23 protein-coding genes and 1 pseudogene are annotated in these 25,865 nt (G+C 42.2%); 11 read left to right on the forward strand and 13 right to left on the reverse strand.

The annotated features are described in order from the left end of the window. Positions 1 to 267: 267 nt before the first annotated feature. The 4 genes from AB1I50_RS01750 to AB1I50_RS01765 are packed head-to-tail and all read right to left on the reverse strand — an operon-like array spanning position 268 to position 6,078. Positions 268 to 2,130: a DNA methyltransferase gene (locus AB1I50_RS01750; RefSeq protein WP_407724489.1), complete on the reverse strand. Its 1,863-nt coding sequence runs from the start codon at positions 2,128 to 2,130 to the stop codon at positions 268 to 270. Continuing rightward, positions 2,130 to 2,528 carry a DUF2513 domain-containing protein gene (locus tag AB1I50_RS01755; RefSeq protein ID WP_407724490.1) on the reverse strand — a complete coding sequence of 133 codons (399 nt, stop codon included), beginning with the start codon at positions 2,526 to 2,528 and terminating at the stop codon, positions 2,130 to 2,132. Before AB1I50_RS01755 ends, AB1I50_RS01750 begins: the two co-directional genes overlap by 1 nt. A gap of 1 nt (position 2,529) precedes the next feature. Beyond that, on the reverse strand, positions 2,530 to 3,210 hold the full coding sequence (locus tag AB1I50_RS01760; protein WP_407724491.1) for a hypothetical protein: 681 nt from the start codon (positions 3,208 to 3,210) through the stop codon (positions 2,530 to 2,532). A 3-nt stretch (positions 3,211 to 3,213) separates the two neighbouring features. Further along, positions 3,214 to 6,078, reverse strand: a complete 2,865-nt coding sequence (locus AB1I50_RS01765) for a DEAD/DEAH box helicase family protein (RefSeq protein ID WP_407724492.1) — start codon at positions 6,076 to 6,078, stop codon at positions 3,214 to 3,216. 360 nt (positions 6,079 to 6,438) lie between these two features. On the opposite strand from AB1I50_RS01765, the gene AB1I50_RS01770 reads away from it, so the two are divergent. The 5 genes and pseudogenes from AB1I50_RS01770 to AB1I50_RS01790 form a co-directional block, all read left to right on the forward strand. Further along, complete coding sequence (locus tag AB1I50_RS01770) at positions 6,439 to 6,783, forward strand: hypothetical protein (protein WP_407724493.1); 345 nt, start codon at positions 6,439 to 6,441, stop codon at positions 6,781 to 6,783. Next, on the forward strand, positions 6,783 to 8,195 hold the full coding sequence (locus tag AB1I50_RS01775) for an FtsK/SpoIIIE domain-containing protein (protein WP_407724494.1): 1,413 nt from the start codon (positions 6,783 to 6,785) through the stop codon (positions 8,193 to 8,195). The genes AB1I50_RS01770 and AB1I50_RS01775 overlap by 1 nt, the downstream gene beginning before the upstream one ends. Positions 8,196 to 8,305: 110 nt before the next feature. Further along, positions 8,306 to 9,478: a replication initiation factor domain-containing protein gene (locus AB1I50_RS01780; RefSeq protein ID WP_407724495.1), complete on the forward strand. Its 1,173-nt coding sequence runs from the start codon at positions 8,306 to 8,308 to the stop codon at positions 9,476 to 9,478. A gap of 193 nt (positions 9,479 to 9,671) precedes the next feature. Then, positions 9,672 to 11,246, forward strand: a complete 1,575-nt coding sequence (locus AB1I50_RS01785) for a recombinase family protein (protein ID WP_407724496.1) — start codon at positions 9,672 to 9,674, stop codon at positions 11,244 to 11,246. A 45-nt stretch (positions 11,247 to 11,291) separates the two neighbouring features. Then, positions 11,292 to 11,513, forward strand: a pseudogene (locus AB1I50_RS01790) (manganese catalase family protein); the annotation flags it as partial. A gap of 55 nt (positions 11,514 to 11,568) precedes the next feature. On the opposite strand, the gene AB1I50_RS01795 reads toward AB1I50_RS01790, so the two are convergent. Then, the gene (locus tag AB1I50_RS01795) at positions 11,569 to 12,960 is read right to left on the reverse strand and encodes a sodium-dependent transporter (protein ID WP_407724497.1); all 1,392 of its coding nucleotides are present in this window, start codon (positions 12,958 to 12,960) and stop codon (positions 11,569 to 11,571) included. Positions 12,961 to 13,135: 175 nt separating this feature from the next. Here AB1I50_RS01795 and AB1I50_RS01800 point away from each other — a divergent pair, with 175 nt between their 5' ends. Next, a complete protein-coding gene (locus tag AB1I50_RS01800) occupies positions 13,136 to 13,594 on the forward strand; it encodes a TspO/MBR family protein (protein WP_407724498.1) in 459 nt (152 codons plus the stop codon). Between the two features lie 50 nt (positions 13,595 to 13,644). Here the strand turns inward: AB1I50_RS01800 and AB1I50_RS01805 are convergent, their stop codons facing one another. From AB1I50_RS01805 to AB1I50_RS01830, 6 genes are all read right to left on the reverse strand, one after another. Beyond that, positions 13,645 to 14,538: a SufB/SufD family protein gene (locus AB1I50_RS01805; RefSeq protein WP_407725310.1), complete on the reverse strand. Its 894-nt coding sequence runs from the start codon at positions 14,536 to 14,538 to the stop codon at positions 13,645 to 13,647. A gap of 45 nt (positions 14,539 to 14,583) precedes the next feature. Beyond that, the gene (locus tag AB1I50_RS01810) at positions 14,584 to 15,312 is read right to left on the reverse strand and encodes an ABC transporter ATP-binding protein (protein ID WP_407724499.1); all 729 of its coding nucleotides are present in this window, start codon (positions 15,310 to 15,312) and stop codon (positions 14,584 to 14,586) included. A 130-nt stretch (positions 15,313 to 15,442) separates the two neighbouring features. Beyond that, positions 15,443 to 15,982, reverse strand: a complete 540-nt coding sequence (gene rbr / locus AB1I50_RS01815) for a rubrerythrin (RefSeq protein WP_407724500.1) — start codon at positions 15,980 to 15,982, stop codon at positions 15,443 to 15,445. Positions 15,983 to 16,009: 27 nt separating this feature from the next. Beyond that, a complete protein-coding gene (locus tag AB1I50_RS01820; RefSeq protein WP_407724501.1) occupies positions 16,010 to 16,432 on the reverse strand; it encodes a YolD-like family protein in 423 nt (140 codons plus the stop codon). Beyond that, entirely contained in the window at positions 16,429 to 17,889 is a 1,461-nt protein-coding gene (locus AB1I50_RS01825) for a Y-family DNA polymerase (RefSeq protein WP_407724502.1), read from the reverse strand. The genes AB1I50_RS01820 and AB1I50_RS01825 overlap by 4 nt, the downstream gene beginning before the upstream one ends. A 759-nt stretch (positions 17,890 to 18,648) precedes the next feature. Then, positions 18,649 to 19,560: a LysR family transcriptional regulator gene (locus tag AB1I50_RS01830; protein WP_407724503.1), complete on the reverse strand. Its 912-nt coding sequence runs from the start codon at positions 19,558 to 19,560 to the stop codon at positions 18,649 to 18,651. A gap of 174 nt (positions 19,561 to 19,734) precedes the next feature. Here AB1I50_RS01830 and fabF point away from each other — a divergent pair, with 174 nt between their 5' ends. Genes fabF through trxA form a run of 4 tightly spaced genes read left to right on the forward strand, consistent with a single transcriptional unit; the run spans position 19,735 to position 23,440 of the window. Then, positions 19,735 to 20,958, forward strand: a complete 1,224-nt coding sequence (fabF, locus tag AB1I50_RS01835; protein WP_407724504.1) for a beta-ketoacyl-ACP synthase II — start codon at positions 19,735 to 19,737, stop codon at positions 20,956 to 20,958. A gap of 24 nt (positions 20,959 to 20,982) precedes the next feature. Beyond that, on the forward strand, positions 20,983 to 22,644 hold the full coding sequence (locus AB1I50_RS01840) for a class I adenylate-forming enzyme family protein (RefSeq protein ID WP_407724505.1): 1,662 nt from the start codon (positions 20,983 to 20,985) through the stop codon (positions 22,642 to 22,644). Between the two features lies 1 nt (position 22,645). After that, on the forward strand, positions 22,646 to 23,071 hold the full coding sequence (locus AB1I50_RS01845) for an acyl-CoA thioesterase (RefSeq protein ID WP_407724506.1): 426 nt from the start codon (positions 22,646 to 22,648) through the stop codon (positions 23,069 to 23,071). A gap of 57 nt (positions 23,072 to 23,128) precedes the next feature. Further along, complete coding sequence (trxA, locus tag AB1I50_RS01850) at positions 23,129 to 23,440, forward strand: thioredoxin (RefSeq protein ID WP_407724507.1); 312 nt, start codon at positions 23,129 to 23,131, stop codon at positions 23,438 to 23,440. 195 nt (positions 23,441 to 23,635) lie between these two features. On the opposite strand, the gene AB1I50_RS01855 is transcribed toward trxA, so the two are convergent. Next, on the reverse strand, positions 23,636 to 24,049 hold the full coding sequence (locus AB1I50_RS01855; RefSeq protein ID WP_407724508.1) for a CBS domain-containing protein: 414 nt from the start codon (positions 24,047 to 24,049) through the stop codon (positions 23,636 to 23,638). Between the two features lie 8 nt (positions 24,050 to 24,057). Next, the gene (locus tag AB1I50_RS01860) at positions 24,058 to 24,510 is read right to left on the reverse strand and encodes a hypothetical protein (RefSeq protein ID WP_407724509.1); all 453 of its coding nucleotides are present in this window, start codon (positions 24,508 to 24,510) and stop codon (positions 24,058 to 24,060) included. 190 nt (positions 24,511 to 24,700) lie between these two features. On the opposite strand from AB1I50_RS01860, the gene AB1I50_RS01865 reads away from it, so the two are divergent. Then, complete coding sequence (locus AB1I50_RS01865; RefSeq protein ID WP_407724510.1) at positions 24,701 to 25,864, forward strand: lysylphosphatidylglycerol synthase transmembrane domain-containing protein; 1,164 nt, start codon at positions 24,701 to 24,703, stop codon at positions 25,862 to 25,864. Position 25,865 lies beyond the last annotated feature (1 nt).

Raw genomic sequence — 25,865 nt, forward strand, 5'->3', positions numbered from 1 at the left:
AAAATCATTGTTTTCATTAGTGCAGATAACAGACATTTTCTGCACTTTGCTTACCGCTTTTCGCAAAAAAATACAGAAAAAAATTTTTAAAAAAATTTTTTTCTGACCTGTTATTTTAAATATTTCTACTGTTTTAATGATTCAAGCAGGGAATAATGAATTGAAAAAGCTCGAACGATTCAATTTTGCGAGATAAAATATATTAGCCAAAAAAGAAAAACGTGCAAACAGGAGCAAAACCTATTTGCACGTTTTTTGATTATATATTTAGCAGTTCCACACCGTTTCGTCTCCGCATATATTACGGATTTTCAGGCGAAGCGGTTTTTTCTCGGATTTGATTGTTCCGTCCCAGAATGTTTTTGTTTTTTCGCCATTGAGAATAACAAAGCTGTTTTTATCAATCTTTATCTCAGAAGAAGAATGCCATTCGCCCTCGTTGCTTTCACAGTCAAGGCTGAGATATTCAATCATTTCAAGACCTTCTTCGCTGATCTGAATCGGCTTAAAGGTTTTCTTTTTGTCATTCAGCAAGCATTTGTTGTTGAATTCAAGAATCTTTGCGATTACTCTATCGCTCATAAAACGGTCAATCGAAACAACATACCTGTCTATCAATTCACCTTCTGTCTCGGCAACAGTGAATTCAGCATAATCTTCAATAACAACATCGTCAAGAATAGTTTTCAAATCTCTCAGCTCAATCTCAACAACGGTGCTGTCATCTTCCTCGATGAATTGTTTGATCTCCTCCTCGCTGGTAATGTCAACGTAATAGACAATAACTTTCTTTGTGCTTGCAGGAAGGTCGGGAATAGCCTCGTGAATGATTCGCTGCATAGTCACTTTATCAAGCAGCTTTGACGTGCTATCCATTAAGTTAGGAACATAAACAGGTATAGTACCGCTTTTTGTATCAGTTATTGTACCCTCCCAGAAGGAATCAAGCGCGTCCTCGTTCTTCAATCCCGGAATGAGAGTTTTTATTTTATCCATCGTTTGTACGGGGTTTCTATAAAGCTGTACGCCGTCTTTGATTTCATATACATCAAATGCAGCGCCATCAGCCGATAGTCTGTCGCGCATAGTCTGAATAGCATTAAGTCCAATATCGCAGGTGATAAAACGTCTGTTGAGCTTGTTTGCCACAGCCGCAGTTACACCACTGCCGCCAAAGAAATCAGCAACAATCATATTTTCATTTGAAGATGCTTTAATTATCCTTTCTAACAAAGAGGTGGGTTTTTGTGTTGAATAATCAACCTTTTCATCAGATGTTGGTTGTTGTTGAAACGACATAATGTCATTCCAAACATCACCATATGGTTTACCTTTTTTCTCAACCTCATCTCGGTATCGAGTTGAACCGTGGGCAACCATATAATACCTACCATTTTCATCTATTCGATTAAAGGAATCCAAGTATTCTTTTGTATGTGGTTGACGTAATTTGTTGAAAATTCGTTCTGAGCTTTTTGAATAATATAAAATTGTATCGTGACCTCTCACCCAGTTAGGTGCCAGTGTTTTAAATCCAGATAACACCGAAATATCCCAAATAATCTCTCTCTGGAAATTATCTTCCCCAAGTATTTCATCCAACAATACCTTTATGTAATGGACCATATGCCAATCAAGATGGACATAAATAGACGCTGTCTCACTCATAACGGATTTAATTGCTACGAGATTCTCATACATCCAGTTAAGATACTTTTCCTTATCCCATACATCACCATACATCTTTTCTTCAAACGCACGGAGTTCTTCGGAATCAATCTCCTGTTCTGCCTGAGCGATAGCTTCGGCAACTTTCGGGTTGCGGCGGATGTATATCTTTTTTGCGTAGTCTGCGCCACTGGCAAACGGCGGATCAATGTAAACAAGATCAACCTGAATGTTATGTTCTTTCAAATAGGCACAGGTAGTGATACACTCACCTCGAAACACCATATTATTATCTGTATTCTCACCAACCGATTCTATCTTTTCGACTTCATATAAAGGCATACCACGCTGCAAGGTCATTGATGTATCATCAATACCTTTGTATTTTAATACTCGGTTAAAATTCAAAACAGCCTGTCCTTCAATCGGCTCGGGTACAAAAGGTACATATTTAATAGGCATTATGGTTGTCCTCCGTTCTTGATTATCGCAGTTACAGCACCTTCGGTAGCTGATGTGATAAGTGCTGTTGCAACAGATTTAATTGTGTCTACTATCATAGGTAATCCCTTTTTGGTGATTACCTCTTTTGTTTTATGCCAAAAAGAGTTATCTCTGATTTTGTCTAAGAATTCATTTCCTTCCCAAGTCAAAGAACCTACACCAAATCTTTGAAGCGCATTATCAGCATATTGAGACCCATATTCAGAAATAAACCCTGCTTCATGCAGTATTTTACAATGATAAGCTATTATTTCTTTATCATATCCGTCTATTTCGATATTATATAACGCGGTCGACACATAATCTTCTTCGATTTTCAAAAGAATCAATCTAATCAAATCCATATCACGTTTCATCTTATTTCTCCTTATCTTTTTCAAAAGGATACATTATTCTACGATATTCTCCATTAAGTTCATTTAACATTTTTTCGCATACTTTGAATTGCGGAGGAACACCGATGGTTGTTATATCTCCGTTTTCCAATATGATTTTTATATCTGGTTTTCGTTCAAGCATCTGTTTATCCAATTTGTTCAAAAAATCTTGCATAGCAACTTTGTTGCCGGGAGGGGAATCATAATATAATTGAAAATGTTTAGCATATAGAGAAATTTGTTTTCTCATATCTTTAGTAGGCTCATAAAGGCTACAAAAAATATAATGCCTGCTCTTTTTGTTGTGAAAAAGAAAATCTATTTCTCCATATAAGTTGTCTAATTCTGTATAGTCAAACTCTGCCATATCTATTACAGAATGAAGCGACTTATCAAAATCTCCATCATTATGAAACTGAAAGTAGTTATTTATAACTTTATTGATTTGAACAGAAAATTGTTCAAGAACCTTTCTTCGCTCAGTAGCATAATTAATTATCGCAATTATCAACGCTACTAAGCCGCTTGCAAAAATACCGATTAACACATTGACGATGAAAACATTTTGTTCGTTTGATATAGAATTCAATATAGCTGCAATTACAAGAGATAGAGTAGAAAAGATAGAAGTGAAAATAATTGCCAGTTTATTTGCTTTCATGAATCATTCTCCAAAAAACTCTTTTATCTTATCGTGAGTTATCATGATTCTGTCCGTTTCAGATGTCGAATCTTCTAAGTACAGATAATCGAAACGCTCATAACCAAATGCAGTATTGTTTTGCTTCACAAACTCGGTTTCCATAAAACTGCGCTTGTCCTTAAAAGTCGGGTCATTAGCATAAATCTGTCCCTTTGTTTCTACGATAATGGCTTTATGAATAGTGCCATCTTGGCGTTTGATTATCAGGAAGTCAGGCGTATATTTGCCTATGTAGCTCCATTTACCGCCTGATTTCTTATAGCACTTGATTTTGAATTCAGTCAGTGCCTTATCGCCGTTATAGTAGACCTCTAAACCGAGATTTTCAATCTCGTCTTTCATCAACACTTCTTCAAGGAATTCTTGCTCAAAATTACTATCTGTTTTATACGGCAGATAATGGAAAGAGCGGTCTTTTTTAGGATGAGAAGAATTCTCCCGGCGTAGTTTTTCAGCCATTTCGTGCTGACCTATTTCTTCAAGCGTAGTAATAGTCTGCTGAACTTTGGCATTACCCTTGAACTTACCTTTATCGTCAAGCACTATGTTTTCAACTACATTTTGAGAAGGATAATAATTTGATGTATCATCAGTAAATATTTCAGATTTGAAATTCGCAATATTCAACAGCGAGGCTTTTTCAGGGATAACTTCTTCAACCGTGCTGAAATCACGCTTTGCATAAAATGTTTTGCGTATATTAGCTTCAACTTCCGCGTGCTGATATTTTGAGCTGAAATAACGACTGCCGTCCATTTCATATGTGATGGTATCAAATACTGCGCGAAGCAAATCTTCATATTGTTTCAATTCCGCGATAGTAGGTGAACCGAACCCTTGCCTCATAATATCGTAAACCCACGAATTAAAGGTTATATATTCACAACCGTGTTCTTCATCATCTACAGTCACGGTTGCCCTCAAATCATCCATTTCAAAATCTGTTGTCTTTTCAGTAGCGTTCTTATTCTCCGTTCCACTGACAGAAACAGGGATTGACACAGCAGGGTTTGGTTCTTCTATAACGAGAGTATCATAATTTATTTTCAATTGGTAGAAGTCTATTTTCGGAAGTTTAAGATAACCGGTTCGGTCATAGCGATTAAGTTTTGTTTTATCATTGTTTGCGCCTTGAAATTCTTGAATAGTGATGTGGTGCTGTTGTTCTAACTGCATATTTAGTTTTTCAGCATTGTCTGCATTCAGATATATCAACGCTGTTTCGGGCGCACCTTTAGAAACCTGTCGTAAACAACGGCAAGATGTCTGTAATACCATATTGGTAGGACAATCCCCTTCTTGTGAAAGGATAATTCCTGTAAGACTGCGGCAATCCCAGCCTTCTTTTCCTATCTGTACAAGAAGGACAATGCGAATGTTTGATATGGAACTATCGAGAGTATCAAATTGAAGCTGACTGTCCGCAGGCATAGTATACTGCTTGTTGCCCTTATGAAACTTCAGAATAGCACTTGTGCTGATTCCGTATTCTGTGACAATCTCAGAAGCTAACGGATATACAACTTCTTCCAATTTTTCTATTGTGCCGCAGTAAATACCGAGCTTTGCAACAGTACCATCCGCATAAACGGTATCTTTGTATTCATCAAGGAATGATCTGATTCCCTTGTTGATGATTTCGGCGCTTGTGGCGTTCTCAACAATCTTTACTACAGGACACTTTAGAAAGTTTCCGATTCCGTCAATCAATGGATAGTAGTAAACAATATTAGATATTTCAGTATTGGCTATTTTGAGCTTTGGCGCAACTTCAACCCTTTCAGCTTTTGCCAAATACGGCGTACCTGAAAAACCTATAACCGAGTTTATTGTATAGTTGTTCGCCCACTTTGTAACGACCGCGCGTAGTTTTATATCGTCACTTACGGCGTGATGAACCTCGTCGATGAAAATCGACAAAGAAGGGAGCTTTCCAATCAAATTGCGAAGCTCATTGGCTTGACGATCTTTGTCATCGTCGCTTTCCTCAAACAGACTTACCATACCGTTCTTCTCTTTGATTCTGTCGAGAATGACTTTTTCAGCATTTGTTACGGCAACTAAGCCGAACAATTCAGATAACGGTTGATGATTTGCTATCTTCTGTACGTTTGGATTGTTTGTCTTTGTTGATTTCTTTGCCGTTTTATTTTGGTCTAATACCTCAAAAGAGATTAACCGTTTTATCTCGCTTGCCGCAGGTTCGGGAATTATCCATGCAGGATTAAACTTTTGAATTGTTTTTAAACTTGGCACAACCGAGCTTTTTAATCCTGACGGTGCAAATATAATAAAGTTATGGGCAAACGCTTTATTGTCAGGCTCATTCATTGCAAAGTATAAATCAAGGTAAATAAATGCTGCCATTAAATAAGTTTTGCCTGCACCCATCGGCAAGCTAAACAGATAATCAGCGTAACTAACGTTATAAAATACTTTATCGAAGAATTCAACATAATCAATAGATGATGGTTCTTTGACGATTTGTTTTTCTATCTTAGTCGAAATTTGTTCACCGTTATCATTTGTGAGTATAGAGTATTCATATAAAGCCGCTGCCGCTGGATTGTTTTCAAAATATTCTCTTGTTGATACAGATAAGGCTAATTCATTAAGATTAAGAGAATTAAACGCTCCATTAACAAACAGTGTATTCAACGGCTTACAGTTATGGACTATTTTTAAATACAAATATATCTTGATCGCTTCAATCTGCGCGTCGCGCATTTCTCCTGTGTTAATTATATATTGAATCAAGTCTTTTACAGTACAGTCATTTGAACCATACCATTCCTGACTCTTTTTTTCTATCATTTTGTAGAACATAAGCTTCACCTGTTTATGATTTATATTCCTTTATATTGTATCACGAGACAATCTTAAAATCAATATATTGTAGTTGATTAATAGTTATTAAAAAATTTTTTAATAACGCGAAATAATCTTTCGCTATTATTTTGGCTTTATTATGCGAATTTTTAATTTTTCGCTGATTATCACTGGATTTACACCTAAAAACACGAAAGAAATACCCGTAGAAAATCGGTAAGGTTTTGATTTATAATTAGTGCAACGTATTTAGAAAGGCGTTGATGCATATGGGCTGAGTTATCTCTTTATTGTTCGTCCTTGTTGAGGGAAGTAAAAAACTACAAAATATTATAATTTTGAAAGAAGGAATTTAAAATGAAAAATTTAGGTCAATTTATCATGTTTAAGTTCACGGAGTTTGCCAAGGACAAGAAGTTCATGGTAACCGAGGTATCACCGTGGCAGGATTTCAAGACGAAGGAAGTATTAGGCAGTGCGGTAACCGTGGTGATTATCGAAGATAATACTGAATACGGTAAGCAGGGCAATAATATGTACGAGAAGTTTAAGATCAAGGTGCGCAAGCAGGTAAATCCGTCTGTAAACAGCTTGATTATGCCTACTGGTGAGGTTGAAGCTACCGTTTACGGCGACTACCGTAACATGTTGTCCGTGACATGTGATGACATACGCATTATCAACGACAAGGAGAAAAAGTAATGCGTAGGTACAATTCAACGGCGTGGCGAATTGAATTCGCCACGCTGTATACCAAACTTTTAATGTTGGCAGCAGGATTGTTTATTATAAATATTCTTGTTGTAAATTCATTGGACAGCGGCAATGGGATTCTTCCAAATCTCTATATGTTCAAATTGGTTTTGTGCCTTGTTTTGACGATTGTTATTCTGATTGCATTTGTATTTGGAATAATGATTTTGCTTTTTGACTACAAAAGATGTCAATTAGAACATAAAATTAAAGTTGGGCTATATTATCACGGCTATGGAAACCCATTGCATTTAAAAGACGGTGAATATCTCCCGAAAATCAAGGTAAAACAACTTGAAAATGATGTGTACTTATTAACCGTTGATTGTTCGTCTGTCTCAGCAGATAATCTACAAAAAATGCCGTCAATTATTAGCTCAACTCTGAATGGTAAACAAGCGCAATATGCCGTTACAATAGTAAATACTGACATAGCATACAACTGTGTTCAATTCTATATTGAGAACGTGACAGTGGACAAATCGTTTACCTTCAAAAACGTTAACGAAATGAAACCGCCACACCCAACGAAAATTAAAATTCAGCGTGGGACGAATATCGACTTAACGACGAGTGGGTCAATGCTTGTCTGTGGCAAAACACGATCTGGTAAAACTACAGCTACTATCGCGATTCTGATTCAGGCTTTGATGTGGGGGCGTGACGGCTACGGTTCTAACGTTACTATCATTGATCCCAAGTGCGCGGAGTTGTCGATGTTACCTCACGTTGTTTCAGTTGACGAGGATGGAGAAGCAAGGTCAATTTTACAAGCGCTAAAAGATTATGAAGCGACGATAAGAACAAGGCAGGCATATCTCAACCAAAAGTCGCTTGAGGTCGGCGACGCGGTTCATTGGTGGGAGTGCGGTATGCATCCATCTTTCCTGTTCATCGACGAATATGTAGCTTGCCGTTCGATGTTTCCGAAAAAAGCAAAAGCAGATAAAGGTTTCGACTACTTTTTGCAGAACTTCGATGATATCTTGCGCAGAATTGTGACCATGGGAGCCAGTGCAGGCAGTTTTGTAATTATATCAATCGCTGAGGCTTCAGTTGAGTCAGCTGGATTGCCGAATATGTTAAAAAGTGCTATGACTACTAAAATCTTGTTCAAACCAACTATTGATGAAGGGCGTTTGATGTGGGATTCGAGCAAGCTCGGGAGTTTTCCTGAGCGTGTCTACAACGCCGGAGATTGTTGGTTTTCATCAACAGACGGAGAACATGACGATGTTTCATACGCACATTTTCCGATTATGGATTTTCCGGTATATAAGGAACTGGGTAATCTGTTAAAAAATTACTATGGCGAAAGCGCCGACGGCGGGTCACCGCAAGACGGCGCTCGCCCACGATAAGGCATTCTTTTTTCAGCCGAATACAACCAAGAGCGTCTTTAAGCATGCCCCGGTTGGTAAATACGGGGTATACTTAAATAACATATGTAGAAATTTGGAGGTGAAAATATGTGGTAGAAGCAGGAATTGACCAGTTAACAATCGTTTTGTTAGCTCACGACGATATTTTGAATAACAAAAATCGTCGGTGGAATGACATCGCAACTGAAATTATATTTGAGTTGGAAGAAAGACTAAATCTAATCGACATTTTAGGTGAAAGAGGCTTGATAAAAAAAGCTATTTCCGGATATTCAATAGGTTATTCCTACGGTTATCATGATTTTTCTTTTGCGATTTTTTATCACCCTCAGTACGCAAGAATGGGCGTTCTTGTTAAATTTTCTGCCCAATCACTTGCGTATTATCAAGGGCAGACTAATCTTTATGTTTATGAAGTCTTGCAGAAAATGCAATCGCAACTATATCAAGTTCGATGTTCTCGCATTGATATTGCGTTGGATTTTATAAATGAAGGAATCAACATTACAGATATTCATAAGCAGTATTCTGAGAAAAGATTGAAAATTCTGGTTATGAGAGAGCGCAATGGAAAAATTGAACAGATTGCGAAGAGCCATTCGATTCACGGAATAACTGAAGGCTCTGAATTTCAAACAATATATCTCGGTAATCGTGAAAACCCTTTGTATATGCGAATTTATGACAAAAAAGTTGAGCAGATTAACAGCAAAAAAGGCTCTCGACGTTCCGAAGCCGAAGAATACGATAACTGGATTAGATTTGAATTAGAAATAAAAAAAGATTACGCGCATGATTTAACAAAAGCATTATTAAACACTAATTGTCAAACAGAATTCAAAGAATTAATTTTAGGATTTTTTATTCAGAAGTTTTATTTTGTTACAGTTGAAAACGACGAATATGTACCGGCTCTATTTATGCAGAAAATAATTGATATGAAGAATGACAAATCTATTGTATTGTTTAAGAGCGTTAATACAAGAAACACAGAATTATCAAGGAGTTTTTTATATTTATTAAAATCATCAGGTGTTATAACAGTGTTATATAAGATATTAGCTATTTGGGGTAAAAACGGACTTAACGAAAGTATTAAATCGGTAATAAATTATATGAAAAATGAATATAACCCTAACAGGGATTGCATAGAGTTTTTAAAAAATAACGGTAAAGAATATAAAGATAATTATAGAAGTTTCAATGACTTCTTTGAAGATGAAGTTAAGCCTGAATTAGATGATATAGCAAGGTGTGATTGAATGGTAGAGGTAAACAATCAATTCCAGTCAGAGAATCAGCAACAAATCAAGCAGAAAGTGAATGAAGCGCTCATACAGATAATACAGCTGAAAACCAAGTAAATCATTGAAGTAAAGTAATCTATATGTTATAATAACAGTGGTTTATATAGCATATAGATTACACGCTTTCTTAGGAAAGGGTACGGTTTATATGTTACAACAGAATAACAACCTTTCTCCTTTGAAAGCGGCTTTATATGTTCGACTTTCGAGGGAGGACAGAGATAAAATCAGAAAGGAAGATGATTCGGAAAGTATCATTAATCAGCAAAATATGCTGATTAACTATTGCAAGGATAATCAAATAGAGATTTACAACATCTATAACGATGAAGATTACAGCGGTTCAGACCGTGAACGTCCTGCGTTCAACCGTATGATACAAGACGCTGAAAGCCGGAAGTTCAATATGGTGCTTTGTAAAACACAATCGAGATTTGCGCGTGATATGGAGCTTGTTGAAAAGTACGTCAACGGTTTATTCCAGATTTGGGGTATTCGCTTTGTCGGCGTTGTCGATAACGCGGATTCAACCAATAAATACAACCGCAAGCAACGTCAAATCACCTCGCTTGTAGATCAATGGTATTTAGAGGACTTGTCCGAGAACGTCAAGGCTACGTTAGCTTCCAAACGCAAACAAGGCTTGTGGGTTGGGGCTTTTGCTCCATATGGCTATATCAAAGATCCCGATAACAAGAATCATTTGATCGTTGATGAAGAAGCTGCCGAGGTTGTTAAATATATCTTTGATTTGTATTTGCAGGGTTACGGAATTACTCCTATTGCACGAAAGCTCAATGAGCAAGGAATACCAAATCCTGCGACCTACAAGCAACAGCACGGTCAGCCGTTTCAGAACGCGCACAAGGAATGTTCCGATATTTGGCACACCTATTCTATTGGAAGAATGTTGTCTAACTTAGTGTATCGCGGCTGTGTCGTTCAAGGAATGTCGGAAAACATATCCTATAAATCGACTAAAAAACGGCAAAAGCCAAAAGAAGAATGGGATATTGTCGAGGGTACACATGAACCCATCATTGACCAACGCACTTGGGATAAAGTTCAGCGGTTGAGGGCAAGCAAGCCGAAAGCCTGTAATATGGGTGAACCAAACATTTTTGCAGGAAAGGTCAAATGCTTAAACTGCGGTAGCTCCATGCGTATCTACTATACACATCACGAACGCTATTACCGTTGCAGTACCCACTATTTTGCAAGTGATAGATGTTCGGGAACATTCGTCTCCGAAAAGGTGCTGCAAAGGGAAGTTCTCAAACAGATTCGGCTATTGTATCAGCAGTATGTTGATGAAGCGTATATATCCGAAAATCTGAATATCGAAAACGGATATGTAGAAAAGACAGAAATGCTGAAATCGAGGATAAAAGCCGCGGAACAGTCAATAGAAAAGCTGAACAAGCGGTATAAAAATCTCTATCTTGATAAGCTCGATGAGGTAATCTCAAAAGAAGAATTCTTACTATTATCCGAGGATTGCAAAACAAGCAAACGAGCGTTGGAGCAGGATATAGCAGACTATCAAAAGGAGTTAGATTATATCACCGCACAAATTGATAGCACAGACAATCAGTTTGATGTAATACGGCAATTCAAGGATATACAAGAATTGGACAGCCTGACGGTCAACACATTGATTGACTACATAGAAGTCGGCGGCAGTAAAAACCGCCGTATCATCAACATTCATTGGAATTTATAAAAACAATGAGCGTGTATTCTATGTAGTGCATTGATAGCCTTATGGGAGCAAAAAGCGCGTACAACCTACGACAATATCCTGCGGTTCTGCGACGATTACGACGTTAAGGACGCTATCCGCTTTTTGCGCGAACGCGAGGTTGTGCACTACCAGCGCTTCGGTGAGAATTTAAGACTTCTCACCGACAAGCTCGACGAAAAGAACTTCTATGCGTTCAACCCGTCATTTGACAAAAAGTGCTTTAACAAGAGGAAAACCAAAAGATAAAACAAAAACCGCTGCGGCTTCGATTTGAAACCACAGCGGTAATTTTTTATATTGATTAAAAATTAAATACTCCGAGCGAGCCTAAAAGGAGAACGAACAGGAGAACCGGGGCGATGTACTTAACCATCGCTATATAAAGTCCCTTTCGGTAGAACTTCTCGCCGTTCTTGGTGGCTTCTTCAATAACCGTCTTAGGCTTGCATACCCAGCCGATTAAGATACACGTTCCGATTGCGACTACAGGCATCAGGATATTGTTACTTACGTAGTCTACAATATCGAGAATCTGCGCGGTCGCGCCGTTCGGGAGCTTAAACTCGAAGTAAAGCAGGTTGTAGCCGAGACAGATTACAACGCCGATTGCGAGTGCGATAACGCCCTCCATAACGGTTGCCTTTTTACGCGAAACTCCGGTTTTGTCAATCAAGCCCGAAACAACGGCTTCGAGGATTGATACCGAGCTTGTGAGCGCCGCAAAGAGCACCATTACAAAGAACACGATACCTAAGATTGTGCCGGCAATACCCATTTGTGAGAAGATTTTCGGCATTGCAACGAACATAAGTCCGGGGCCTGCGTCCATTCCTTCGGGTCCGAGGAATACGAATACGGCAGGGATAATCATTACGCCTGCAAGGAAGGCTACTACGGTGTCGAAAATTTCAATCTGGTTAACGGACTTCATCAGGTTGTCCTTGTCCTTGAAGTACGAGCCGTAGGTTATCATAATACCCATCGCGACGCTTATGCTGTAGAAAAGCTGTCCCATGGCGTCCATAACGACAACCATTATGTCCTTAACGCCCATTCCGTCAATGTTCGGAATAACGTACATCATAAAGCCCTGCATACCGGTACGGTTTGCGTTTTCTTCGCCGCCGTTGATTGTCAGAGAATAGATAGAAATACCGATTACAAGTATTAAAAGCACCGGCATAAGGATTTTTGAAAGGCTTTCAATTCCCTTGTTAACTCCGCGGAATACGACGATACAGGTGAGCAAAAGGAAGATAACATCGTAAATAATCGGCTCTACGGGGCTTGAAATAAAGCCTGTAAAATAGCCGTCGCCTGCGGCTGCCAAGCCCTGACCGGTGATAAAGGTTACGCAGTATTTGAGCACCCAGCCGCCGATAATGCAGTAGTACGGCATAATCAAAAACGGCACTATACTCGCTATTGTTCCCAAAAAGCCCCACTGCGGCTTTAGCTTTCCGTAAGCTGTAAGACAGCTCTGCTTTGTTTTACGACCGATAGAAACCTCGGAAACGAGCAGTGTAAAGCCGAAGGTGAGTGCCAGTACAAGGTACACTACCAAGAACAATCCGCCGCCGTCCTTTGCGGCTAAGTACGGAAACCTCCAGATATTACCGAGTCCGACCGCCGAGCCCGCCGCCGCGAGCACGAATCCAATTGAACCCGAAAATGAATTTCTTTTCTGTTCCATTAAATCCCCTCATTATTATTTTTGTATGCCGCGCTTTACCGCGCGCATTGTATAAACAGATTAATTTTATCACAAAGCAGATGTGTTTTCAATATCAAATGCAACAAAATATGCATATTTTTATTTCAAAGTACATATATTAAGCTTGAAAATACTATTAAACGGGTGAAAAACAATGTCAAAAGTTAAAACCTACATTATCTCAATCCTTATCCCTGTCGCGTTGGGCGGACTTGTCGGGTTCTTGATATCGGGCAGTATGAATTACGATCAGCTCAATCAGCCGCCGCTTTCTCCCCCCGGGATACTCTTCCCCATCGTCTGGTCAATTTTATATATCTTAATGGGCGTGTCGTACGGAATGTTAAAGACAAGGGCGCTTGCGGACAATGAAGTAAACCTGATTTACTTTGTTCAGCTCGGCGTTAACCTGCTTTGGCCAATCGCGTTCTTTATTTTGCAGTGGAGACTGTTCGCGTTCTTCTGGATAATTTTGCTTGACGTGCTCGTAATCGCTATGATTGTCAAGTTTTACAGGCGGTACAAAACCGCAGGATATCTGCAAATTCCGTACCTTGCGTGGGTACTGTTCGCAAGCTACCTCAACTTAGGCGTATATATCTTAAACAGATAAAAAAAGCAACCGTTGCCGTAAAAGCAGCGGTTGCAATACTTTTAAATATATCAGCCGAGGAAGCCGTTAATAATCTGCTCCTCCGCCTCTGCCTCGGTAAGACCGAGAGTCATAAGCTTAACAAGCTGGTCGCCTGCGATTTTGCCGATTGCCGCCTCGTGGACAAGCATTGCGTCTACGTCGTTTGCTTCAAGCGACGGAATAGCGAGGATTTTGCCGTTGTCCATAATGATTGAGTCGCACTCGGTGTGACCGCTGCAGGGCGCGTTGCCTGCAATGCAGGCGTTAAAGGTCTGCGAGGAATTGTCCCTTGCTACGGAACGCGACACAACGTCGGCGTTTGAGCCCTCGCCGTTGAGCGATACCTTATAGCCGCTTACGGCCGTTTGACTGCCGTGAGTCATAAGGCGCTCCTTGACGATGAGCTTTGCGTTTGCCTTAAGCTCTGCAATGGTGTTGCGTTCGGTGGAGTCTACGCCCTTGATCTGCTCCATCTCCATCTCCATCACGCTGTTTTCTTCCATATATACCTCGGTAACGGGGTTGAGGATTCGCTTACCCTCGCCGTTACCCGAGCCGTAGTGCTTTTCTACATATTTTATCTTTGAATTCTTGCCGACGTAAAAGCGGTGAATACCGTCGTGCTGTGAGTCGTGAGTGCCGCAGTTGTCAATTCCGCAGCCTGCTACGATTACAACGTCGCAATTATCACCAATGAAAAAGTCGTTGTAAACCGTCTCTTTAATTCCCGATTCGCTGACTACTACGGGGATATGCACGCTCTCGTTTTTTGTGTTGGGCTTGATGAAAATATCAATGCCGGGCATACCCTCTTTGGTAACGATATTTATGTTGTCGGTAGTGCTTCTGCCGGCAAGCTCGCTGTTTACTCTGAAGTTATACGCTCCGGCGGGAACGTCGGTGATGTCGGCAACCTCCGCCATTAAGCTCTTTTGAATTTCGTCTAAATTAAGCACGCTCCTGCCCCCTTACTTTAATTTTTCGCAGGCGTTGACCGCCGCGGTTGTGCCGATAAGCTCAGGCAGAACGTCGTCGGCTGTACCTGTCTTTTTGATTTCTCCGTTTGTTAGGAGAACGATTTGGTCGGCAATTCTTAAAATTCTCTCCTGGTGGGAGATAATTACGATTGAGCTGTCCTTGATGTCGCTGCGCATATTCTCAAAAATGCGGATAAGGTTCTGGAAGCTCCAAAGGTCAATTCCTGCCTCGGGCTCGTCGAATACGCTGAGCTTGGTGCTTCTGGCTAAAAGAGTGGCGATTTCAATACGCTTTAGCTCTCCGCCCGAAAGCGAGGAGTTGATCTCGCGGTTAACGTAGTCACGTGCGCAAAGACCTACCTCTGAAAGATAGGAGCAAGCCTCGGCAACGCTCAGTTCCTTGCCCGAGGAAATTCTGAGCAAATCGTGAACCTTAATTCCCTTAAAGCGTACGGGCTGCTGGAACGCGAAGCTGATACCCAGCCTTGCGCGCTCGGTTATGCCTAAATCAGTAATATCCTTGCCGTCAAAGTAGATTTTGCCGGACGTGGGGCTTTCAATTCCCATAATGATACGCGCGAGAGTTGACTTTCCGCTTCCGTTAGGGCCTGTGATTACGACAAACCTGCCGTTTTCGATAGTCAGGCTCAAATCCTTGATAATCGTCTTTTGCTCGCCGTTATCGTCAACCGTAAAGGTAATATTTTTTAATTCAAGCATATTTTTTCAGTCCTTTGATGTAATCTCCAACCATTATATATCAATATGGTAGATTTTGCAAGTGATTTGTTGCAGTGTTAATAAAATAAATGAGGCGGGAAAAACCCGCCCCTTTTAATCTGAAATTAAATTAATAATTTTCGGCGTGAACCTCGAAGAAGCTCTGCGGATGAGCGCAGGCAGGACAAACCTCGGGAGCCTTTGTGCCGACTACGATATGACCGCAGTTGCGGCACTCCCAAACCTTTACCTCGCTCTTTTCGAAAACCTTTGCGGTTTCTACGTTATTGAGCAGAGCGCGGTAGCGTTCCTCGTGGTGCTTTTCGATCTCGGCTACAAGTCTGAACTTTTGAGCAAGCTCGTTAAAGCCCTCCTCCTCGGCTGTCTTTGCGAAGCCCTCGTACATATCTGTCCACTCGTAATTCTCTCCGTCAGCGGCAGCGGCGAGGTTTTCGGCGGTTGTGCCGATTCCTTCAAGCTCCTTGAACCAGATTTTTGCGTGTTCCTTCTCGTTATCCGCTGTCTTTAAGAACAGTGCCGCAATCTGCTCGTAGCCTTCCTTCTTAGCCTTTGAAGCGAAATAGGTGTACTTGTTGCGCGCCTGAGATTCGCCTGCGAAAGCCGCAATTAAGTTCTTTTCTGTCTGTGTACCTGAATATTTGTTTGCCATAACAATACCTCCGTTAAAATTTATCGTTTATATTATTTCCGATTTTATGTCAATTATATCATCAGCAGGGATGTTTTTGCAATCCTCAAAAATAAAAATCCGTTTATAAAAGTCAAATTTTCTTAAATTCCCGATGTAATGCTCAATCGCTCCGCCGCTTTTTTTGCTGTCCTTTACAAAATAAATCACCTCGAGCTCGGGGCGCGACTTGATGTTATCGAGGATATGGGTGATTTTTTCGTTGAGTTCTTCAAGCTCATAATCGCTTAAAACAGGCTTTTGCTCGGTGAGCCTTGCCGTCTCGCTGATTTGCGAGTCAAAGCCGGTAAGAGCCGCGAACGGCGCGAACTGAGCGGCACGGTCAATCATCGGCATTTTAACGCGCTTGACCGACACGGGCTTTTCCATATTAATAATGTCGTCATATTCGCCGTTGTACCTGTCCGTCACTCCCTGTGACCTCCTATCGTCTTGTTGCGCTCAACGGTCGTCGCGCCTTCAAAGAGGTTCATACCCTTTATAACTGCGTTTTTGCCGAACCTGCTCTGAAGCTCGAGCACGGTGTTTTGGATAGTCTTTTCATCGGTTGCCGTCTCCTGTTCGGGCTCGGCAAACAAGCTCAGTTGCTTGGGCTTAGCCTTGTACTCCTTTTCGTCCTGAGTGTGATTTGCGACGACGTACATTCTGCGGACTGACAGCTTTTTATCGACAATCCGTGCGAAAAGCTCTGTAGCCGCCTTAACTACCAACACCGACGACGAGGTGAAGGTGCCGATATTCTGCGAGCCGTGAGCGCGTTTGGGGGCAACTCTGCCGTAAAAATCAATCTCGGTTTTACCTCGGAATTTTTCTTTATTAGAAATATTATTTATATCATAGCCGACCGTAAGCACAATTTGGTCGGTGCAAAGTCCCTTTTTAACCAAGTCGAGCGCCAAAAGCTCAGCCATTTCGCGGATAATCAAAAGCGCCTTGTCGTACTCATACGGCGTAGAGAGCACCTGACCGCGGCTGATTGAGGTGTTGTCGGGGCGGTAGGACTTTATATCAGCGATTGTGCAGGGCTCTACCCCCCATGCATGGTCGATTAAAAGCTCGGCGTTTTTACCGAAAAGCTTGTAGAGCAAGTCCTCGTTATAGACCGAGCACCGCGCGACGTCGCCCATAGTGAACATACCGTTTTGGGCGAGTTTTTCGGAATATCCCCTGCCTATGCGCCAAAAGTCGGTAATCGGGCGGTGGTTCCACAGGTTGCGGCGGTAGCTCTGCTCGTCAAGCTCGGCAATACGCACGTCGTCCATACCTGCCTTGATATGCTTTGCCTCAATGTCCATCGCGATTTTGGCGAGGTACATATTTGTGCCGATTCCTGCCGTGGCGGTTATGCCTGTGCGCTCAAAGACGGTTCGCACCATTTTTTCGCACATTTGGGCGGCGGTCATTTTGTTTGCGCGGAGATAGTCGGTCAGGTCGATAAAAACCTCGTCAACCGAGTAAACGTGAATGTCCTCGGGAGCGACAAACTCAAGGTAAATCTTGTAAATCTGCGAGCTCATCTCCATATAACGCTTCATTCGCGGCGGCGCAACGATATAGTCAATCTTCATCTCGGGATTGCGGTCAACGTAGTAGGCAAAGTGGCTTGCACCGCAAAAGTTTTTGTTTTTGAGCCTGTTTTTGCGCTTGGCGTTAGCCTTTTTTACTCCCTCTACCACCTCAAAAAGCCTTGCCCTGCCGGGAATTCCGTAGTCCTTGAGCGGCGGCGAAACCGCAAGGCAGATAGTCTTTTCGGTGCGGCTTTCGTCCGCGACAACAAGGAAGGTGTCGAGCGGATTAAGTCCGCGGTCAACGCACTCTACAGAAGCATAGAAGGATTTTAAGTCTATTGCCGCATACTGCTTTTTCACCGCTTGTCACCGCCTTTGATATGGTGGTTATATTATAACACATATGTTCGAAATAATCAAGCGGGATTTGAGATAATATTTTCTCAGTATTTCAATATTTTGAATTTCCCGAGGGACACGTTTCTTAAATGAACACGATGGTAAAAAGCCAGTGTTTATGCGGTTTTTACATCATATCCACCTTTGGTTCTTAAATGAACACGATGGTAAAAAGCCGGTGTTTATGCGGTTTCTACATCATATCCAAATGTAATTCTTAAATGAACTTTATGTACGCTGAAAGAAAAAATCTCAAATTATTATATGCTTATTTAATTATCCGCGTCATCATATCCATTTAAGGCTTAAAATGAACTTTATGTAAAAACCCAGTGTTTATGCGGGTTTGCACCATCGTTTCCATTTAACTCAGCGTATCTATAAAAATGAATTTTATGGTGAAAATTGTAGGGGCGTTCTTAGCACAACGGCAAACCTTTTGTCGCTTTGCGACATTTCCCCTAACAGGGGAATCACCCGTGTGTCCGCCCGCGGTACAGGAACAAAACATTACATATCGTACGTGTTTTTGTGTGCTGAATTAAACGTTCGTTTATCGCGATAAAATCGGATTGTGTAATTAATGCGGTTCACGTTTCCCGGGCGGACACACGGGTCCGCCCCTCCCCCGTAGCTTAACGCGACGGGGGAGCCTTTAAACTGTAATCAAACGTTTCCTCTAAATTAATTAAACTCTAAACTCTCAACTCTTAACTCTAATTAAAGTCCATAAATATTATCGTCCCCGAGGGCGTATTTTTGCACGGTGTCGATGAAGCGCTCCGCTACGGGGTTTGAGTTTGACTTTGACCACGCCATTACGTACGACATAGCCGTATCAACGTCCTCTATCGGACAGCAGACCGTGCGTTCCTCGGACGCAAAGCCTGCGAGCGACTTGGGCAGGATTGTTACGCCCATTCCTGCCGAGAGCGCGAGATACAGCGACGACAAATCATCAAAAGACGTTTGAGCTTCGGGCGAGATATGGAAGGTACGGAGCAAATCCATAATCTCCATAAACAAAATCGGCGCTACCGATTCCGAGAGGATTAACAGCCGACGGCTGCTCAGCTTGGAAAAGCTCATTTTGCTGTTCTTCCCCTTCATATTCTGCTTTGAAGCGACAAACACAAGCGGCTCGGTGTGGGTAATCAGGGTTTCAATTCCCGAGTTTTCGGGCACCATATCGCGCGGCATAAAGCAAAAATCAAATTCTCCGCCGGTGATAGCCTGACTGCGGTCGGCGGCGTCAAAGGGCTTTAGCTCCACCTCTATTCCCGGGTATTTTGCAGAGAAGTCCTCGAGACACTTCGACGGAAAGCTCATTGAGGTTATGTCACAGCCTACGGTCAGCCTGCCTGTTGAGCCGTCGCGGATTTGCTTTACGACGGTTTTTGCTTTGCTTAAGGTATTTACAATTTCAAGCGCGTAGGGCAAGAGGATTTTGCCCTCGTTGGTGATGATTACATCGCGGTGCGAGCGCGTAAAAAGCTGAACTCCGAACTCCTGTTCGAGGTCGCCTATGTAGCGGCTGACACTTGACTGCGAGACGTAGTTCCTTCGTGCCGCCTCAGAGAAGTTGAGCGTTTGCGCTACCGAAATAAAGCAATTAAGCTGATTAATGTCCATAAATATTACCTCACGAATTATGTTATGCAGAAAGTGAAATCAACTGCCAAATAAAGTTAATATTTGCATTATCGGGCATATTGAAAAAAGTGGTTACTCTTGTTATAATCTAAATATAGCATAACAATATGCAAAAAGTAAATAGCTATTTAAAATTTTTTAGGAGTGCACAAAATGAAAAGAATTGTAATTACGGGTATGGGCGCCGTTACACCCGTAGGTATCGGCGTTGACGAGTATTGGAAAAACATCACCGCAGGCGAGTCGGGCATTGACACAATCAAGACCTTTGACCCGTCCGAGCTTGCGGTTCAGATTGCAGGCGAGGTCAAGAACTTTAACCCCTCGGACTACCTTGCGAAGGATTTAATAAGAAAGACAGACCCCTTTATGCAGTTCGCTTACATTGCCGCTGAGGAAGCGATCAAGCAGAGCGGTATTGAGATTGAGCCCGAGAGAACCGGCATTATTATGGGCACTGCCATGAGCGGTGTTGCCACAACCGCCTTTACTCAGGAAGCGCTGACAGGGGCTTCTCACAAAAAGGTAGGTCCGAGATTTATCCCCAAGATTTTGGGCAATATCGCGGCGGCTAACATCGCGATTGACTACAACATTCAGGGACCGAGCTTTACCGTAAGCACAGCCTGTTCATCGGGCGGAGACGCCGTAAACACCGCCGTTATGTGTATGCAGAGCGGCAAGGCTGACGTTATGCTTGCTGTAGGCGCTGAGAGCGTGCTTTGTCCGCTGGTAATTTACTCACTTGCCAACGCCAAGGCGCTTTCACGCAGAAACGACGACCCCAAAACCTCAAGCAGACCGTTTGACGTAACGCGCGACGGCTTTGTTATCGGAGAGGGCGGCGGAGCGCTCGTGCTTGAAACCGAGGAGCACGCAAAGGCAAGAGGTGCTAAGATTTACGGCGAGCTTATGGGCTGCGGAAACACCTGTGACGCTCATCACGTTACCGCTCCCCATCCCGAGGGCAGAGGCGCTATCGCTTGTATGAAGCTTGCGCTTGCCGACGCTCAGTTAAAGCCAGAGGACATCGGCTATATCAACGCTCACGGCACTGCTACCCACAAGGGTGACGCGGTTGAGACAAACTCAATCAAGACCTTGTTTGAGGGCAAGCTTCCGTTTGTAAGCTCTACCAAGGGCGCTACAGGTCATATGATGGGCGCAGGCGGAATTACCGAGATTATCACCTGCCTAAAGGCGATTGAAACAGGCACTATTCCCCCGACCATTAACCTTAACGAGGTTGACCCCGAGTGCGAGGGCATTGACTTTGTTCCAAACACCGCCAAAACTGCCGAAATTGATTACGCTATGTCAAACGCGTTCGGCTTCGGTGGTCAAAACTCCAGCATTATTGTTGGCAGATATAAATAATTTTAAATTTTTCAGGAGGCTGCTATGACTTCAACTTATGACAGCACAATGTTCAGAGAAACCTTTGAAAGCGAATTTACATACCTTAACGGCTTTATGCGCAATGTGCGCCGTTTCGGTCACAGAACCGCGGTTATTGACCCTGCGGCTAAAAAGCAGTGGAGCTATACCGAGTTCAATACGGACTGCAACCGCCTTGCGAACGCCTTGAAGAACGACGGCGTTAAAAAGAGCGATATTGTGATGGTTCAGCTTTTTAACTGTCCGCAGTTTTTGTTCGGATACATCGGCGCTCAAAAGGTAGGCGCGATATTTAACCCCGTAAACTTCAACCTTTCTCCCGGCGAGACCGCCGAGATTATGGCGCACAACAAGCCGAAGGTTTATATTTATGACTCCGAGGTTGTCAACACCGCTGTTAAGGCGATAGAGCTTTGCAGCCACAAGCCCGAGATTGTAATTGCCGTTAATAATTCTAAAAAAGAATTTACAGTGCCCGAAGGACATATCCTTTACGATGAATATGTTAAAAATCAGAGCGAGCTTGACCCGCCTGTTGACTTTGAACCGCATATTTATGACGAGGTTGCAAGGCTTCAGACCTCGGGTACCACAGGAACTCCCAAGGGCGTACCGCTCAACAATATAAACGAGGTGCTCTCTGCGCACGATGTTATTATGCATTTTCCGCTGAACCCAACCGACATTACTATGAATATGACTCCTTGGTTCCACCGCGGAGGTCTGCACTCGGGCGGTCCCACTCCCACCCTTTACATCGGCGGAGCTTTGGTTATTATGAGAACCTTTAACCCAAAGGTTACGCTTGAATATGTTGAGCGCTTCGGAATTTCGTTCATCACGGGCGTGCCGTCTATCCTCACTCTGCTTGTTTCACGTCAGGAGAAAAAGCCGAAGAATATCTCTACCCTTAAGGGCATTATTACTATGGGCAGTCCGCTTGAAAAAGAGGCTTGTATGCGCTTTCAGAAGGTTCTTACGCCGAACATCTTTAACGGCTACGGAACTACCGAGAGCTTTTGGAATACGTTTTTGCGTCCGTTTGATTTGCCCGAGATGTCGGGTACCGCAGGACGTTCCTGCACCGATGACGACGTGAGGGTTGTCAAGATTTACGAGGACAGAAAAGCCGAGCCAGACGACCTTGTTGCTCAGGACAATGTTGAGGAAGGCGAAGTAATCATTATGTGCCCGGGCAAGTCAACCTACTGCTACGCAGGCAATGAGCAGGCTACTAAGGAAAAGTTCTACAAGGGCTGGATGTACACAGGCGACATTGCGACCTGGGATAAAAAGCAGTTTATCACAATCGCAGGCAGAAAAGACGATATGATCATCAGCAAGGGCGAGAACATCTACCCCGCCCGTATAGAGGAAGTTATCAACACAAATCCCAAGGTTGCCGAGTGCATTGTCACAGGCGTGCCCGACAGCACCAGAGGCGAAACGCTTGCGGCTTATGTTATTAAAGAGGACGAAAGTCTGACTGTAGCTGAGCTGATTGAATTCTGCAACAGCTCAGAAAATCTGTCAAAATATCAAGTTCCGAGGTACTACCGCTTTGTTAAGGAGCTTCCGACCACTGCGACAGGCAAAAAACAACACTTTAAAATTAAAAAACAAGCCAAAGAGGACTTGCAGAACGGCTTGCTGTTAAGGAAATAATATGGAGAAAAATATATATTTTCGCAGGGCGAACTACTACGAAACAGACAAAATGGGGATTGTTCATCACTCAAACCACATCAGGTACTTTGAGGAAGCGCGGATTTTCTTTATGAAGAACATCGGCTGTGACGTTGCCGAGATGGAAGAAAAGGGAATTATTATTCCGAACGTTGACGCTTACGCCAAGTACCACTCACCGATTAGGTTCGATGACGAGGTTGAGATTGAGGTTAAGCTTGTAAAATTTACCGGAGCGGTTATGGGCTTTGACTACACCGCAAGGTTTAAGGACAGCAAGGTTACCGCCTCTGTCGGTCACACCGAGCACTGCTTTGTAAATAGTAATTTCAAGCCGATGAGCCTGAAAAGAAAATATCCTGAATATTTTGAAAAACTAAAGAGTAATATTTCTTTATCGGAATAATAATTCGTATAATATAAAGTATTATATGAATAATAAAGTTATAGAAGGAGTGTTACTATGGAAAAAATATATCAGGAAGAATTTGAGCAAAGAGTTCTTAAAGCAGAGCACCCCGTAGTTGTAGACTTTTACGCGGACTGGTGCGGACCTTGCAAAATGCTCTCCCCTGTCCTCGATGAGCTCGAAGGCGAGTTTGACGACTTTGAGTTTATTAAGGTTAACATTGACGAGAACCAGGAGCTCGCAGAGCAGTTTGAGGTTTTCTCAATCCCGAATGTCTGCATTTTTAAGAACGGCGAGGTTGCCGACAGAAACGTAGGTTTCGCTTCTCCCGACGCAATGAGAGAATTTGTTGAAAGAAACAAATAATTTAATCTAAACGCAAATTCAGGGACGGTTATTGCCGTCCCTGTTTTTTATAATCTTCTACAAAATGTTTAAGGCAATACTACACCATTCGGGTGTGCGGATTGCGCTGTAAGATTTTTCGTCAGAGTGCTCAAATAAATTGAGGTAAGGCTGACGCCTTGCCGAGATTTTTTGGGCAGTCTGGCGGAATAATATTCAAGCAAGGCGTGCACCTGAATGGTGTAGCATTGCCTTTATTATGTCTTGACGGGTTACAATACCGATAAACGTACCCAAGTCGTCGGTGACAGGCACAAAGTTCTGGTTTTGAGCCCTGTCCAAAAGCTCATCCATAGTGACGTCGATTTTTACCGCAGGGTTGAAGCCGGTACGGAGAATATCTCGGATGTTGTGCTTTTCCTGCGAGCGCATACCGCCCTCGTGACGGTCGAGGATATAATATAGGAAGTCTCCCTCGCTCACCGTACCTGCGTACTTTCCGTCTGAGGTTATTACAGGCAGTGCCGTGTAGCTGTGAGCCCTCATACGTTCAAGCCCTTGGCGGAGCGTATTGTAATCGTAAACGAATTGAACCGTTTTTTTGGGTTTTAACAGCATTAAAACGTTCATTAGTTACCTCATTTGTCTTTGAAATACTGCGAAAAAATATAGAGCTCGCCGATTAAGTATACAATACCTGCGGTCATCAGCAAAGTTTTAACCTGCAAAATTCCGCTGAAAATAAATATAAATGCCGAAATCAAAATAGTCGCCAGGGCTACTCCCTTGTTTTCGGTTTTGAAGAACACAAGCCAGAGAAGAATGTAAATCAGCGTCAGGGCGAAAACAGTTATCATCCAAAAGTTTCGCATAAGCTCCTTCGGCTCGGTAAAGCCCTGCTCCAAAACGCCGAGATTAAACGCCATTAAAAACAGGCTGAAAAACCTGCCTGTTCGGTCGATATAAACCATAGCTCTGTTTGAAAATTTGTTCCTGTCAATTGTATGCGTTTTTACGTAAATAATATGCGGAGCGACGATAATTACCGCTATGATCAAGCCGTAAATATTCACGATATCAAAAAATCTCATAACTAACACCACGTTTGAATTGGTTATTATTTCTAATAATATTTTAACACAGATACACAAAATTTACAAGCTGTTTTTGTAAACTATATATAATTTGCTGTTTACTGCCAAAATGTTACAAGTTTGTTGTTGCAATTTTGAGATAATAAATGTATCATTAATGTTGAATAAAAACTATTCGGAGATTATAATGGAAAAAAAGAGAAAATTCAAAATTAACGGAAAGCTGATATTTAATATTTTAGTTATCGGTCTTTCGCTTTATTTTATAATCTACTTTTTTGTGTCCGAGGACGGAATGATTGACCTGCTGAAATCTCCTGACGGCATAAACTGGTGGTGGATTATCGCAGGAATAATCGCTTTTTACTCGAATATTTTGGTAGACGCGATTGTTACACTGATTTATATCAGGTCGAATTATCCTGAGTTCAGGTTTATTGACGCGGTTAAGGTTGCTTGCGTAGGCGTTTTCTTCGGCGCGGTTACTCCGTCGAACACAGGCGGACAGCCCATGCAGCTTTATTTGATGGCTAAAATGAAGGTAAGCGTAGGCTTCGGCTCGTCGTGTATGACGCAGAAGTTTATCGTCTATCAGCTTGTTACCACGGTATTCAGTATATTTGCGGTAATTGTCAAGTTTGATTATTTCAGCGAGGCGTTCACAAACTTTTGGTCGTCGGCGTTTATTGTACTCGGATTTTTAACCCAGCTCGGCATTACGGCGCTTTTCCTGATTGTTTCCTTCTCAAAGAAGATTACGCACAAGCTGCTTGCGCTGATTTACAAGATTATGAAAATGCTGAAGTTTGTTAAAAAGCCGACCGAAAAAATCCGCAGGGTTGCAAGGGAATTTGACAACTTTCTAAAGTCAAACAAGAGGCTTATGCAAAACAAAAAGCGTTTGGCGCTTATCTTCGCGCTTGTATTTGCGCAGGTAATGCTGATTTTGGTCGTTCCGTACTTTATATATCTTTCGTTCGGACTTCCGAAAATCGCAGCCGCTCACGGTCAGCCTGTCGGCAATCCGTTTGACTTTGTTTGTATTCAGAGCTTTGTGCTGTTTACCTCTAACCTTGTTCCTCTCCCCGGTGCTTCGGGCGGTGCGGAGCTTGCGTTTACAATGTATTTCGGCAGTTACTTTGTTATCGGCGGTATCAGAAAGATTAAACCTGCAATTCTTTTATGGCGTTTTATCACCTACTACGGCGCGATTTTGATTACCTTCCCCTTCTCGTTCCTAACAAAGGGCAAGGATAAGGACGAGGAGTATAAAAAATCGCTCAATCCTCCCGAGGATGAAAACGACATTGATAATGAATTTGTCCCGACTGAAAAAGTTAAATCAAATTAAA

It is taken from the genome of Ruminococcus sp. NATIVEDY161 (assembly GCF_045819895.1).
In the GTDB taxonomy this organism is placed as follows: Bacteria; Bacillota; Clostridia; order Oscillospirales; family Acutalibacteraceae; genus Ruminococcoides.